Origin of the sequence: Bacillus clarus (genome assembly GCF_000746925.1) — a bacterium.
Lineage (GTDB): Bacteria > Bacillota > Bacilli > Bacillales > Bacillaceae_G > Bacillus_A > Bacillus_A clarus.
In genome coordinates, this window is sequence record NZ_JMQC01000008.1 from 1,244,421 (window position 1) to 1,257,730 (window position 13,310).

The 13,310-nt window shown below is 36.1% G+C and carries 16 protein-coding genes; all 16 read right to left on the reverse strand.

Annotated features, from left to right (window positions below; genetic code table 11):
• Positions 1-327: 327 nt before the first annotated feature.
• The 16 genes from DJ93_RS07180 to mtaB all read right to left on the reverse strand — a co-directional run bounded on the left by DJ93_RS07180 (position 328) and on the right by mtaB (position 13,303).
• Entirely contained in the window at positions 328-1,140 is an 813-nt protein-coding gene (locus DJ93_RS07180; RefSeq protein ID WP_042979925.1) for a pyruvate, water dikinase regulatory protein, read from the reverse strand.
• A 29-nt stretch (positions 1,141-1,169) separates the two neighbouring features.
• Complete coding sequence (gene ccpN / locus DJ93_RS07185; RefSeq protein WP_080743382.1) at positions 1,170-1,802, reverse strand: transcriptional regulator CcpN; 633 nt, start codon at positions 1,800-1,802, stop codon at positions 1,170-1,172.
• 106 nt (positions 1,803-1,908) lie between these two features.
• Positions 1,909-2,655 carry a DNA repair protein RecO gene (recO, locus tag DJ93_RS07190; RefSeq protein WP_042979927.1) on the reverse strand — a complete coding sequence of 249 codons (747 nt, stop codon included), beginning with the start codon at positions 2,653-2,655 and terminating at the stop codon, positions 1,909-1,911.
• A gap of 33 nt (positions 2,656-2,688) precedes the next feature.
• Positions 2,689-2,832 carry a YqzL family protein gene (locus tag DJ93_RS07195; RefSeq protein WP_042979929.1) on the reverse strand — a complete coding sequence of 48 codons (144 nt, stop codon included), beginning with the start codon at positions 2,830-2,832 and terminating at the stop codon, positions 2,689-2,691.
• Between the two features lie 110 nt (positions 2,833-2,942).
• Positions 2,943-3,848 (reverse strand): GTPase Era, encoded by a 906-nt coding sequence (gene era / locus DJ93_RS07200; protein ID WP_042979930.1) that lies wholly within the window; start codon positions 3,846-3,848, stop codon positions 2,943-2,945.
• Positions 3,841-4,239: a cytidine deaminase gene (locus DJ93_RS07205; protein ID WP_042979931.1), complete on the reverse strand. Its 399-nt coding sequence runs from the start codon at positions 4,237-4,239 to the stop codon at positions 3,841-3,843. The genes era and DJ93_RS07205 overlap by 8 nt, the downstream gene beginning before the upstream one ends.
• A 103-nt stretch (positions 4,240-4,342) precedes the next feature.
• Positions 4,343-4,696 (reverse strand): diacylglycerol kinase family protein, encoded by a 354-nt coding sequence (locus tag DJ93_RS07210; RefSeq protein WP_042979932.1) that lies wholly within the window; start codon positions 4,694-4,696, stop codon positions 4,343-4,345.
• Positions 4,693-5,163, reverse strand: a complete 471-nt coding sequence (gene ybeY / locus DJ93_RS07215; RefSeq protein WP_042979933.1) for an rRNA maturation RNase YbeY — start codon at positions 5,161-5,163, stop codon at positions 4,693-4,695. The genes DJ93_RS07210 and ybeY overlap by 4 nt, the downstream gene beginning before the upstream one ends.
• Positions 5,160-7,304: an HD family phosphohydrolase gene (locus tag DJ93_RS07220; RefSeq protein WP_042979934.1), complete on the reverse strand. Its 2,145-nt coding sequence runs from the start codon at positions 7,302-7,304 to the stop codon at positions 5,160-5,162. Before DJ93_RS07220 ends, ybeY begins: the two co-directional genes overlap by 4 nt.
• Positions 7,305-7,538: 234 nt before the next feature.
• Positions 7,539-8,498, reverse strand: coding sequence for a PhoH family protein (locus DJ93_RS07225; protein WP_042979935.1), 960 nt, complete (start codon positions 8,496-8,498; stop codon positions 7,539-7,541).
• Between the two features lie 3 nt (positions 8,499-8,501).
• On the reverse strand, positions 8,502-9,701 hold the full coding sequence (gene yqfD / locus DJ93_RS07230) for a sporulation protein YqfD (protein ID WP_042979936.1): 1,200 nt from the start codon (positions 9,699-9,701) through the stop codon (positions 8,502-8,504).
• 121 nt (positions 9,702-9,822) lie between these two features.
• Positions 9,823-10,116, reverse strand: a complete 294-nt coding sequence (gene yqfC, locus DJ93_RS07235; RefSeq protein WP_000732265.1) for a sporulation protein YqfC — start codon at positions 10,114-10,116, stop codon at positions 9,823-9,825.
• Between the two features lie 104 nt (positions 10,117-10,220).
• On the reverse strand, positions 10,221-10,664 hold the full coding sequence (locus tag DJ93_RS07240) for a GatB/YqeY domain-containing protein (protein ID WP_042979939.1): 444 nt from the start codon (positions 10,662-10,664) through the stop codon (positions 10,221-10,223).
• A gap of 15 nt (positions 10,665-10,679) precedes the next feature.
• The gene (rpsU, locus tag DJ93_RS07245) at positions 10,680-10,853 is read right to left on the reverse strand and encodes a 30S ribosomal protein S21 (protein WP_000048061.1); all 174 of its coding nucleotides are present in this window, start codon (positions 10,851-10,853) and stop codon (positions 10,680-10,682) included.
• A gap of 288 nt (positions 10,854-11,141) precedes the next feature.
• Positions 11,142-11,807: a deoxyribose-phosphate aldolase gene (deoC, locus tag DJ93_RS07250; RefSeq protein ID WP_042979940.1), complete on the reverse strand. Its 666-nt coding sequence runs from the start codon at positions 11,805-11,807 to the stop codon at positions 11,142-11,144.
• Between the two features lie 143 nt (positions 11,808-11,950).
• Positions 11,951-13,303, reverse strand: coding sequence for a tRNA (N(6)-L-threonylcarbamoyladenosine(37)-C(2))-methylthiotransferase MtaB (gene mtaB / locus DJ93_RS07255; RefSeq protein ID WP_042979942.1), 1,353 nt, complete (start codon positions 13,301-13,303; stop codon positions 11,951-11,953).
• Between the last annotated feature and the right edge of the window lie 7 nt (positions 13,304-13,310).

Genomic DNA, 13,310 nt, shown 5'->3' on the forward strand with positions numbered 1-13,310 from the left:
TAATGTGCGTTTTCTTGTCTAAATTTTGTCGATTTTACGTAAATGCATACCTTTTCCGTAAATCCTATCCCTAGTTTATTCTGAAAAATTAAAGTCTAAACGTAAAATGTAGGTTTTTATCACAATTTTTTATTATAATATATTTTCTCCAACTTCGCTACATATCCTTTAAATTTTAATTTTACATCCAAGGATAATGAAATTACCTCTTCAGCATAATAAGAAAATACAAATACAAATGCAAACTCTCTCGATTTCTATGCATATTTTTAGAAGCCCATCTCATTATCATGAGCGAAAAAAGCACATTCACCTTTGGTAAATGTGCTAAAACATTTTTTGGTTTTGCACTGCATTCACGATAATATTTGCTGTCTCTTCAATCGCCTTATTCGACACATCAATAACTGGACAGTTTATTCTACTAACAACTTTCTCAAAGTGCTCAATTTCTTCTTTAATACGATTAATATTCGCATATGTTGCTCCATCACTTAATCCAAGTGATTTTAATCGTTCTTTTCGAATATGGTTTAGCTTATCTGGTGTAATTTTTAGACCGAAGCATTTTTCTGTTGCAACTTGATATAATTCTTCGGGTGGATCTACCTCTGGTACAAGTGGTACATTCGCAACCTTTAAACGCTTGTTGTGAGCCAAGTATTGTGAAAGTGGTGTTTTCGATGTACGTGAAACCCCAATTAACACAATATCTGCTTTTAAAATACCGCGCGCATCTCTACCGTCATCATATTTAACAGCAAATTCAATCGCTTCGATCTTTTTAAAGTATTCTTCATCTAATCTTCGAACAACACCAGGTTCATACCTTGGCACTTGCCCTGTAATTTCTTCAATTTGATCGATAAGAGGCCCAATAATATCATACGCCTCTACACCTTCTTTTGCTGCTTCTGTTATTAAATATTGACGCATTTCAGGTTTTACTAATGTAAAACAAATAAGAGCTCGATTACTCTTTGCAATTGAAATAACTTCTTTTAACGTCCCTGTATCTTCTACATATGGTACACGTCTAATATCGGGAGCAAACGGAAACTGCCCCATTGCAGCTCGAACAACTAAATCAGCCGTTTCTCCTACAGAATCAGATACGACATATACGATTTTATTATCCATTACATTACCTCACTTTAAACAAATTACACTTATTCATTATTTACTAAATTTACAAACGCACGCGTAATATTTGTTTTTGTAACCCGGCCAATAACCTCTAGCCCTTGCTTCGTATCCTTCACAACCGGCACAGCATCAATCTGCCTTTCTATTAATTCCATTGCAATATCATAAAGAGAGTCTTCTCTACGACACATCGCAATGTTTGGCATTCTTGTCATGATAATATTAACCGGAAGAGACGTTAAATCCTGCTTACCTAAGCTCGCACGTAATAAATCCTTACGAGATACAACCCCAACTAAAAGTGTAGATTGATCTACAATAAATAACGTACCAACGTCTTCTAAAAACATAGTACAAATCGCATCATATACAGAAATATTCTTATCAACTACGACTGGTCTAGATTGATAATCTTGTACTTTAATTTTTTTAACAGCTTCAGATAACAACTGTCCCCCAGTCTTACCCGTATAAAAATAACCTACGCGTGGACGCGCTTCTAAATAACCAGCCATCGTCAAAATCGCTAAGTCTGGTCTTAATGTTGCGCGTGTTAAATTTAATTGCGCCGCGATTGACTCCCCTGTAATAGGACCGTGATCTTTTACAATCTGAATGATATGTTCTTGCCGTTTATTCAGTTCTATGATAATCACCACCTTCAATGCAAAACGAAAAAAGTTATACTATCTCTTAAATATTATATACTAAATATGCTATTCGAAAAAGAAAGGATGTAAAAAGGACCGTATATGGCCCTTTTTATATTTGAAATTTATCAAGTTGTTCAAGAAAACGTCTTGATTTCAAATAAATCCCACAATATTCATCATAATATGTATTTAACACTGTGCGCATTTGTTTCTTTGTAGTGTCTTTCACTGACACATTGCCCAGCCGATGTAAATCAAAATGATAAAAAAGGCGCAATAACTTATGAACAGCCTCTCCTACTGGAATACGGTATGAATCTTGCTCTGCATGACGTGAGCACAGAAAACCGCCTTCTCGAACAGAGAAGGCGACAAAATCTGTTTCTTGGTGACAAATAGCACATGTATCAAAATATGGGTGCATACCTAATACCGGAAGCATTTTCGTTTGATAAATTAATGCTAATACTTCTGGATCAACACCCTCGCACATATAATGCAACGTTTGATATAACATTTCAAATAAGTACGGGTTATTCTTCTTATCTTCAGTTGCTTTATCAGTCAGTTCGACAATAAATGATGCATAAGCCGTTAAAAATATGTCTTCACGAATTTCTTTCATTGATGAAGCGATTTCACCTTGTTGCAAAGTCCCAAGTCCAGACCCCATTTGAATAAGGAAATGACCATGTGTCATAAGTTGCGAAATAGATGCTAACCGACTTTTCGGTTTTTTCGCTCCTCTTGCCATTGCACTTACCTTACCAAATTCACGGGAGAATATTGTAACTATCTTATTTGTTTCTCCGTAATCTGTCGTGCGGATAACAATGCCCTCAACTTTTTGAAACATGTTCGTCACCGTCCAAGGTTTGAACAAAACGGGTCAAGAAATTGGAGAGTCTAGATGCTCTAGTTCCTCTTCATGTTGATCCATCTCATCGGTTACGTCTTTTTCCATTTCCTTTAAAAGCAAATACGTGTCAATGCTTCCTGTTTTGGAGAAAAACTTCCAGGTAAAATCTAGCATAAGAATCCACCTTTCTCAATAAGCGTAGCATATAAACCAATTTCTTTTGTTGTTATTAAATTGACCCATTTTGTCCATTTTCATGTGAGAAAAATTTTTCCTAATCTATATTAATACTCGTCTTCACGGAAACCAAGGTCACGAAGCTGAGACATTTTATTACGCCAATCTTTTTGCACTTTTACCCATACTTCTAAAAATACTTTAGAACCAAGAAGCGCTTCAATATCAAAACGAGCTCGCTTCCCGACCTCTTTCAGCATCTTTCCTTGCTTACCAATAATAATCCCTTTTTGTGACGGACGCTCAACGATAATCGTCGCATTCACGTAAACGGCTCCACCTTCACGCTTTTGAATGGCATCGATAACAACAGCTACTGAATGTGGCACTTCTTCACGTGTTAAATGTAGCACCTTTTCACGAATAAGCTCTGCAATAATAAATCGCTCTGGGTGATCTGTCACTTGGTTATCTGGGTAGTATTGCGGGCCTTCTGGTAAATATTTTTTTATTGCTGTGATTAAAGCTTCAACGTTATTACCATCTAGTGCAGAAATCGGTACAATCTCCGCAAACTCATGTAGTTTACGGTACTGATCAATCAACTCCAGCAATTGTTCTGGATGAACTTGATCAATTTTATTAATTACTAGAAATACGGGTTGCTTCGTTTCTTGTAATTTTTCGATGATAAATTCCTCACCACGACCAAATCCTTCAGCTGCATTCACCATAAATAAAACAATGTCAACTTCTTTCAATGTCGTTTGAGCCATCTTCACCATAAAGTCGCCTAGTTTATGCTTCGGCTTATGTATTCCTGGTGTATCAATGAAAATCACTTGTGAATCATTTTCTGTATACACACCTTGAATTTTATTACGAGTTGTTTGTGGCTTGTCACTCATAATGGCGATTTTTTGACCGATAATACGATTTAAAAACGTAGATTTCCCGACATTCGGTCTTCCAATAATAGAGACAAAACCTGATTTATAACCTTTTCTATTCATGTAAATCCTCCGCTAAAAATGCTCCTGGTAACAATTCTCCGACTGTCGTCTCTTGAATGTCACCATGTAAATTTGATAAGTATACTTTCGTATCCTGTTTACATAATTCTATCATAACTTGTCGGCAGGCTCCACAAGGAGGTACTGGACGTTTCGTATCCGCTACAACCGCGATGGCCACGAATCTTTTATCCCCTTCAGAAATCGCTTTAAATAAAGCCGTTCTTTCCGCACAATTACATAGTCCATATGAGGCATTTTCCACATTACATCCACGATACACTTTTCCATCTTCTGTTAATAAAGCTGCTCCAACTTGAAACTTGGAATATGGTACATACGCCTGTTTACGCGCTTCGATTGCTTCTTGAATTAATTCTTTGCTGTTCATGTTCCCGCATCCTTTCCGTTCACAATTGTGAATAGATAAAGTAATACTTTAATTAAAGGCTCTAACGCTGCCTCCAAAGCACAATAAAAGCTTTGGAATGCAACTATACCATATACGGTAAAAAGATAATAGCACCAATTATAACAGCTATAATAGCAAATAATAAAACCGCACCAGCTGCAACATCCTTTGCAATTTTCGCAAGCGGTTGTATATCTGTCGTTACTAAATCTACTGTTTTTTCAATTGCTGTATTGATCATTTCTAAACTCATTACAATCCCCATTACAATAAATAATACAAGCCATTCCATTTCCGTAACATGGAAATAAAGACCGCAGCATATTACAATAACTGCGGCCAAACAATGAACTTTCATATTTCGTTCATGACGAAGACAAAAGTATATACCAGCTATAGCATATCCAAAACTCTTTAGAAGTTTTCCTTTTTTCATCGCCCTAATCCAAATGCCTCTAAAATTTCTTTTTGTTTTCCAAACATCTCTTTTTCATCTTCCTCTGTCATGTGATCATAACCAAGTAAATGCAAAAAGCCATGCAGAGCTAAAAATCCGAGCTCACGATCAAAAGAATGTCCATATTCTTCCGCTTGCTCCTTCGTTCTTGGGATAGAAATAATAAGATCTCCTAACATACGTGGCATCTCTGCACCTACGATTTCCATCTCTCCTTCAACCATATCCTCCATCGCAAAAGAAATTACATCCGTCGGCTGATCCTTATCGCGATAGTCACGGTTAATTTCTTGAATACGATCATTATCAACGAATGTAACTGATAACTCAGCTCCATCTTCTATACGCTCTATTTGCGCTGCTTTCTCTAATAATTCACGGATTAAACCTATATATTCTTCTTTCACTTCTTCTGTTTCATCAAAAAAATCAATTAATAAACTCATTCGTTCTCCTTTTCTTCCGGTGGTTCCGGATACGTAATACGAGAATGGAAGATACCATTTAACGTTTCACATAACGTTTTACCAACAATTTTCAATTCCTTAAACGTCAGCTCACATTCACTAAACTGTCCATCCTGCAGACGATCTTTAATAATACTTTGCACTAAATTATTAATTTGCTCTCGCGTTGGATGGTTCATCGATCGAACAGCCGCTTCCACACTATCAGCAATACCTACGATTGCGGATTCTTTAGATGTTGCTTTCGATCCCGGATAACGGAACATCTCTTCCGTATACTTCTCTTTATCTTCTTTAATCGCTTTATAATAAAAATATTTAAGTAACGTTGTACCATGATGTTGTCCAGCAATATCAATAATTTCTTGAGGAATATGATGTTCTTTAAGCATTTTCACACCATCAGTTACATGGGCAATAATAATATTTTTGCTCGTTACAGGATCTAATTTATCGTGCGGATTTTCAATCCCCATTTGATTTTCAATAAAGAATTGTGGTTGTACTGTTTTCCCTACGTCATGATAATAAGCTCCCACACGCGCTAATACTCCATTTGCTCCAACCGCTTCACAAGCTGCTTCAGACAGATTCGCAACCATTACACTATGGTGATACGTACCTGGTGCCTCTAACAAAATTTTGCGAAGAAGTGGATGATTAGGGCTTGAAAGCTCCACAAGTTTCATACTAGATACAATACCAAGACCACTTTCTAAATACGGTAAAATCCCCATGGCTAAAACGGATGAAATAACCCCAGAAACTGCCGCCATTAATAATTGCGTGCCAATTTCAAGCGGCGAAAAATTACCATTCCGTAACAATAGTAAAGCTGCCAATACAACTACATTTAATATTGAAACGAGTATACCAGCTTGCAAAATCATTGTACGACGTTTTTTTTCTTTCAAAAAGACACTAACTGATAATGAACTTAATAAAACATAAATACCTACACTATAGTTAAGCGTACTTGTTACACCTTCATTAAACATAACGCTTCCACATACAGAAAAAATCATACTTGTTAAAAATACAAATCGATCACCAATCATTAATTTTACAAGTATTGTTCCCATCGCCACCGGGACAACATACGCAATACCCGCATATTCCAACTTTTGAAACAAACTAATGATTTTCATTAAGACAACTGTAATAGCTACTATAGTTATATAAGCTAACACATACGGCTTATCTTCTCTCTTCCGTTTTAAAAACGTCTCAAATTGCTTATGCATAAAGAATAGTAATACACCAATTATAATCGCTAAACCTACATAAGGTTGGAACGCATTTCCTTGTTCTAACAATCCGACCAATTTCAACTGATCGTATGCTTCTCGTGAAATCGTATCGCCTTCCTTCACGAGAATTTGCCCTTGAAGAATATACACTGGCGCAACGGAATCTTCCTCTATTTTCTTCCTATCTTTCGTTGCAACTGAATCATAAAAGTAGTTGGCTGTAATTGCATATTTCCCAAGTGCATTCACGGCTTCTTTTAAATCACTACTTATATTCACACTACTCATTTCATTAACAAATCGTTCTCTTGCTTCTTCCTCTTCATCCATCTTGATATGTTTACTCATAATATTATTAACTGCCGTTATAGCCGCATCTTTCGCCAATGACAATTGACCTGAATCTGCATTAATAAATTTCAGCAAAATTGCATCTGATAAACTCTTTGTTAAATCTGTAGGTAATTTCTTTTTTAACTTATCCAATTTTTCTGCATCAGAAATTCTTTTATACTCGTCTGGACCAACAGCTTTAATGTCTGCTTCCACTTCATTTATCGCATCAAAAACAGAATTTACAATATCCACTTTATTTTGTTTGTATTCACTTCTATATGTATATTTATCCTCGACCTTTTGAGCGGCTTCTTTTTTCTTTTTATCTGTTGTAACTTTGTCTTCAATTTTAATAGGGGAGTGAATTGTTTGTTTAGCAATAGAAAGCATTTCAACATTCAATTGTTCTGGCTTCACATTATTCATCAGCGCGAAGAATAGCACTGCTCCTAATAAAATGTAAGAAATCCAACTTAGTTTTTTCGAATGCTGTATATTGCGAAACCACTTAGAAATTTCTTGAGACCTTGACATGATTCCAATACCTTCTCCTCTCCAGAAATAAAGTGAAACTACTTATAATTAGTATTTTTTTCGTTCCACTACAAGCTACCTCTCACCAATTATGTTTTTCGGACAACCTTTCATAATTGTCCTACTGCCCATAGACTATCATGCATAGCTTATTTGCCGATTCTTTAATCATAGTAAAAAATAAGCCATTCGCCAACCTTATCATACAAAAAGAAATGATCCTGACAAATAGGATCATTCCATTTTATCATATGCCTCAATGATACGCTGCACTAACGGGTGTCTTACAACGTCCGTTTGTTCCAGAGTAACAAACGAAAGACCAGATACACCTGATAAAACATTCGCAGCAATAGATAACCCTGATTTTACACCTTTTGGTAAGTCAACCTGTGAAGGATCTCCAGTAACAACCATTTTAGAGCTAAAACCTAAACGTGTTAAAAACATTTTTATTTGGGCACCAGTTGTATTTTGCGCTTCATCTAGTATTACAAAGGAATCATCAAGAGTACGTCCCCTCATATAAGCAAGGGGTGCGATTTCAATCGTTCCTCTTTCCATCATACGTTGTGTATATTCTTGCCCAAGAATATCATGTAACGCATCATATAGAGGACGTAAATAAGGGTCTACCTTCTCTTTTAAATCTCCTGGTAAAAATCCTAGACTTTCTCCCGCTTCTACAGCCGGTCTTGTTAAAATAATTTTCTTTACATAGCCTTGTTTTAATGCTCTGACAGCCATTACTACAGCTAAATATGTTTTACCTGTACCAGCAGGACCTATCCCAAACACAATATCATTCTTTTTCATTGCATGAACATATCGTCTTTGCCCCATCGTTTTCACACGAATCGATTTACCTTTTGCTGTTTTAAAGATTTCCTCTTCATATAATTCTTCAAATTGAGCGATTTTCCCTTGATAACCAAGTTGAATCGCATATGCAACATCTCGTTCAGAAATTGATACACCTTTACGAATAACAACAAGTAATTGCTGTAAGATTTTTTCTACAAGTGCTACAGCTTCATCCGTTCCAGATACACGAACAGCTTCTCCCCTAGTTACAATTGATACACCAAGTTCTCTTTCAATTACTTTTAAATGAGCATCATTTACTCCAAAAAGAGCAATTGCTTCGTTGTGATTTTCCAATTGTTGGTTCATTTCTACTAATTGTTCTGCCATTACTCAGTCTCCTTGAATATCGGATTCAGATATTGGTTGTGGTTCTGCGACATTTTCAATCACTGTATAATGCAATGTGACTTTTAGGTGATCCACCTCAACCTCTTTATGCAAAATCTTATCACTTACAATCATAGCATGTTCATCTAATTTTTTCTTTAGTTCTTTTTCAGCCATTTCTTTTGCAACTTTCATTGCTTGTTTTTCTGTATATTCACGGTTCGCCTCTTCTTCTTCACGGACGATTTCTTTTTCATAAGAAATTGGCAATGTAAATCCAAACAATTTCACATCATGTTTCACGCTTTCAGTACGAGAGCGCTTATACTTATCATGTTGAAATCCCCATATTTTTATTTTGACACTCCCAAATCGTAGAAAATGTTCATTATATGAATTTCCAGTATATACTTGAAATTGCGTCTTTAGCGGAACGTTCACCTCAGATTTATACCATGTTTCTCCATATACAATTCCTTTAGCAGAAACAACTGTTGGATTCTCCTCATTACCAAACATCCCCGATACAAGTAGCTGCCCTTTTTCTACGTAATCATTTTTCATAACAACTGGTTTTCCAATCTCCACAAATGTTTTCTTTATAATTGCCTCTTTTTTCGCTACCAAGTTTTGAGGTTGTTGTTCTTTCTCTTTCTTTGGCTCATTTTTTTCAACAATTTTAAAGTGATATGTTGTCCCTCTTATTTCTAATCCCGCCCAAGTTATCGCATTAATATTATCTGTTAAATGACGCTGAATATCCTCTACGTTAGGCATTTGAAACTGCAATTTCCCTTTCTTAATACCCATTTTGTCCAATTCTTTCATCAATATATATTTAGTTTCCGGTTTCGCTCCTGTAATTTCAATTTTCCACACCATATTCGATAGCGCAATCATCCCGAAAAAAAATATAAGAAAACCAATTAAAAATCCGCTATTTCTAAGTAAACGTTTATTCCAAAATGGAAAACCGTATCGTCCAATAAAATATAATTTACACTCATTTTTTCGATAAATTGGTTTTAGTTTTTTCACATCTCGTAGCAACATACAAAAAACCAACGTTTCATCAGCAACCTTCTTCACATCCCAAACAAATAAATTTCTACGTACACATTCATTAACAAAACGCTCTGCGCCCCTACCTTCAATTCGAACCTTTACATATCCAAGCCACCTTGTAAACCACTGGTTCTTCATCGCTTATCTCCACTACCTTTCCAAAAAGCAGATATCATGTCCACTTTCTTCCACTTTAATGATCAATATAGCTCGTACGAAATTAATTAAGAAGAAAAACTTCACAAATGGAAGTTTGACTTTATTTCTCCTTCTTTTCATCTTCTAAAAATGTTACTTGCTCAATAATCCCTTCAAGTAAAAGCTCTTCTGGCAGAATGGTTTTAATGACAAACGATTGACCTTTAATTAATAATTGGCCATGTTTTAGTAACAATCTCACTTCTTTATCTGAAAATACTAATAAACCTCGATGATTTTCTATATAGATATGTACTTGCCCAACAAGCGTAATCCGAGGTAGATCCATTAATACGTCCACTGGTAGGTCTATTTGCTTCGTTAGCCAATTTTTCATTTGTTCTAACTTCTTCATCCCCAAGACCCCCTCTCATCCCATATGTATGAAAAAAGAGCTTGTAATATCACGTCCAAACAAAAAAAGCATAAAAAAACGTCTCATAAGAATGAGACGTTTTTTTATGCTAATAGCTGAGTAACCAGCTTATTCACTAGCGATCCGTCTGTTTTGCCTTTTACTTTCGGCATAACAGCACTCATCACTTTACCCATATCTGCTTTAGAAGTAGCACCAACTTCAGAAATAACTTGCTTAATTACATTCGCTAATTCTTCTTCTGTTAATTGCTCCGGCAAATATGCGCTTAAAATCTGAATTTCACTTTGCAGTTTATCAACAAGGTCTTCACGACCAGCTTTTTTAAATTCAAGGAGGGAGTCCTTATACTGTTTTACTTCACGAGCTAAAACTGTTAATTCCTCTTCTTCAGTAAGAGTATGTTGCAGTTTAATACCTTCATTTTGTAAAGCAGCCTTAACCATACGAATGACGGTTAATTTTTCTTTTTGTTTATTCTTCATCGCTTGTTTCATATCATCGTTTAAACGACCGAGAAGACTCATAACTTACACCCTCTCTTAGAATTTACGCTTTCTTGCCGCTTCAGATTTCTTCTTACGTTTTACACTTGGTTTTTCATAAAACTCGCGCTTTCTTGCTTCAGCAAGTGTACCAGTTTTAGAAACCGATCTTTTAAAACGGCGAAGTGCATCCTCCAAAGACTCGTTTTTACGAACGACTGTTTTTGACATTCTCTTTCCCTCCCTCCGAAACATCACACTTACATACTAACTTCAGCATGCAAAAAGAAACACTTCTTCAGCATGTCTTTTACGATTATAATACATTTTGTCACTTCAGGTCAACTATTTGACAGAATAAAAGAAGAATAGATGCTCTTCCTTTTTCAAAATTTATGTAGATCATACATAATAACCAGTATTAATTAAATTAATACGACGGAAAGTATTAAAAAATACTTTCCGTACAAAAATTATCAAATGCAGCTAATAAGACAACCGTTTGCATCCACTTTTCGATTAATAGTCAGTTGTTGCTGTCTTTCCACTAACTAGTGCAACACCAGAACTCGTACCGATACGTGTCGCTCCCGCTTCTACCATCGCATCCATATCCGCTTCACTACGAACGCCACCTGACGCTTTCACACCAATCTTTGGTCCAACAGTTTTTCTCATTAGCGCTACATCTCCTACCGTCGCCCCACCTGTAGAGAAGCCAGTTGACGTTTTCACAAAATCTACACCAGCTTTTACGGACAATTCACATGCACGAATTTTTTCTTCTTCTGTTAATAGACATGTTTCAATAATAATTTTCACAAGCGCTTTTCCTTTTGCTGCTTCTACAACTGCGCGAACATCACGCTCGACAAGTTCATCATTCTTATCTTTTAATGCGCCGATGTTAATTACCATATCAACTTCCGTTGCACCTTTAGCAATTGCATCTTTCGTTTCAAAGGCTTTCGTTTCTGGTGTGCTTGCTCCAAGTGGAAAACCAATTACTGTACAAACCTTTACAGCTGTACCCTTTAATAATTCCGTCGCTGTTTCAACCCAAGTTGGATTTACACATACAGAAGCGAAGTCATGAGCTTTTGCCTCTTCACATAATGTAACAATTGCCGTTTTTTTTGTATCTGGTTTTAATAATGTATGATCAATTAATTTCGCATAGTTCATTTTTCATATACCCCTTTCTTCACTACGGATTGTCTGACAACCATAACGGTTAGCCTTATAGCATGAAATATTACAACTTCATGTCTTAACTTCTCCACCAAAGAAAAAAGCATGCAAATCCTTTTCGTTTGCATGCTTTATCATTACGCACTTGCCGATTCTTTTTTTACATCCTCTTCAAGAACACGAACAAACTGTGCTTCGTTATATGGATAACCAGCTTTCGTAATCTTTACTTTTACTAGCTTACCAATTAATTCTTCCGATCCTTCAAATACAACTTTTAAGTAGTTATCTGTATAACCTACATATAACCCTTCACGGTCGCCCTCTTTAAATGTCTCTTCCGGAATAATTTCGAGTACTTCACCTTCAAATTGAGAAGCATACTCTTTCGCCAATTGGTTTGATAATTCAATTAGACGGTGAACACGATCGTTCTTCACATCTTCAGGCACTTGATCTTCCATACGCGCTGCAGGCGTACCTGTACGTTTTGAATAAGGGAAAACGTGTAATTCAGAGAAACGATTCTCTTTAATGAAATTGTACGTTTCCATAAATTCTTCTTCTGTTTCTCCTGGGAATCCAACAATTACGTCTGAAGTGATTGCAAGTCCTGGTAACGCCTCTTTTAGACGATCTAAACGCTCTTGGAAAAATTCCATCGTATATTTACGACGCATACGTTTTAATACCGTATTAGATCCAGATTGCAGCGGAATGTGCAAATGACGCACAACTACTTCAGATTTATCTAATACTTCAATCACTTCATCTGAAATTTGGCTTGCTTCAATTGAAGAAATACGAAGACGTTTTAAACCACTTACTTCAGCTTCCATATCACGAAGTAATCCAGCTAAATTATAATCTTTTATATCTTCACCGTATCCACCTGTATGAATACCAGTTAATACGATTTCTTTATAGCCTGCATTTACTAATTGCTGCGCTTGGTTAATAACTTCTTTTCCATCACGAGAACGCATTAAACCACGCGCCCAAGGGATGATACAGAATGTACAGAAGTTATTGCAACCCTCTTGTATTTTTAATGACGCACGTGTACGATCCGTGAAGTACGGTACATCAAGTTCTTCATATACACGTGTTTTCATAATGTTGCGGACAGCGTTAATTGGTTGACGCTCTTTACGGAACTCTTCGATATATCCAAGCATCTTCTCACGGTCTTGCGTACCAACAACGATATCTACACCTGGAATTGCCATAATTTCTGCTGGAGATGTTTGTGCATAACACCCAGTTACACAAATAACCGCATCTGGATTTTGGCGGACAGCACGTCTAATTACTTGACGGCTTTTTTTATCTCCAGTATTCGTTACTGTACATGTATTAATAACATATACATCAGCTTTCTTTTCATATTCAATTCTTTCATATCCACCTTGTTTAAACAATTGCCAAATCGCTTCTGTTTCGTAGTGGTTTACTTTACAACCTAACGTATGGAACGCAACAGTTGTCATTGATCCA

Bases quoted from the DNA above. Each gene is read 5' to 3' on its own strand.
- DJ93_RS07195 (WP_042979929.1), bottom strand. From the start codon at position 2,832: ATGCTAGATTTTACCTGGAAGTTTTTCTCCAAAACAGGAAGCATTGAC.
- rpsU (WP_000048061.1), bottom strand. From the start codon at position 10,853: ATGTCAAAAACAGTCGTTCGTAAAAACGAGTCTTTGGAGGATGCACTT.
- mtaB (WP_042979942.1), bottom strand. From the start codon at position 13,303: ATGACAACTGTTGCGTTCCATACGTTAGGTTGTAAAGTAAACCACTAC.
- ybeY (WP_042979933.1), bottom strand. From the start codon at position 5,163: ATGAGTTTATTAATTGATTTTTTTGATGAAACAGAAGAAGTGAAAGAA.
- deoC (WP_042979940.1), bottom strand. From the start codon at position 11,807: ATGAACTATGCGAAATTAATTGATCATACATTATTAAAACCAGATACA.
- DJ93_RS07240 (WP_042979939.1), bottom strand. From the start codon at position 10,664: ATGAGTCTTCTCGGTCGTTTAAACGATGATATGAAACAAGCGATGAAG.
- DJ93_RS07210 (WP_042979932.1), bottom strand. From the start codon at position 4,696: ATGAAAAAAGGAAAACTTCTAAAGAGTTTTGGATATGCTATAGCTGGT.
- DJ93_RS07205 (WP_042979931.1), bottom strand. From the start codon at position 4,239: ATGAACAGCAAAGAATTAATTCAAGAAGCAATCGAAGCGCGTAAACAG.
- recO (WP_042979927.1), bottom strand. From the start codon at position 2,655: ATGTTTCAAAAAGTTGAGGGCATTGTTATCCGCACGACAGATTACGGA.
- DJ93_RS07225 (WP_042979935.1), bottom strand. From the start codon at position 8,498: ATGGCAGAACAATTAGTAGAAATGAACCAACAATTGGAAAATCACAAC.
- DJ93_RS07220 (WP_042979934.1), bottom strand. From the start codon at position 7,304: ATGTCAAGGTCTCAAGAAATTTCTAAGTGGTTTCGCAATATACAGCAT.
- yqfC (WP_000732265.1), bottom strand. From the start codon at position 10,116: ATGAAGAAGTTAGAACAAATGAAAAATTGGCTAACGAAGCAAATAGAC.
- era (WP_042979930.1), bottom strand. From the start codon at position 3,848: ATGAATAGAAAAGGTTATAAATCAGGTTTTGTCTCTATTATTGGAAGA.
- DJ93_RS07180 (WP_042979925.1), bottom strand. From the start codon at position 1,140: ATGGATAATAAAATCGTATATGTCGTATCTGATTCTGTAGGAGAAACG.
- yqfD (WP_042979936.1), bottom strand. From the start codon at position 9,701: ATGAAGAACCAGTGGTTTACAAGGTGGCTTGGATATGTAAAGGTTCGA.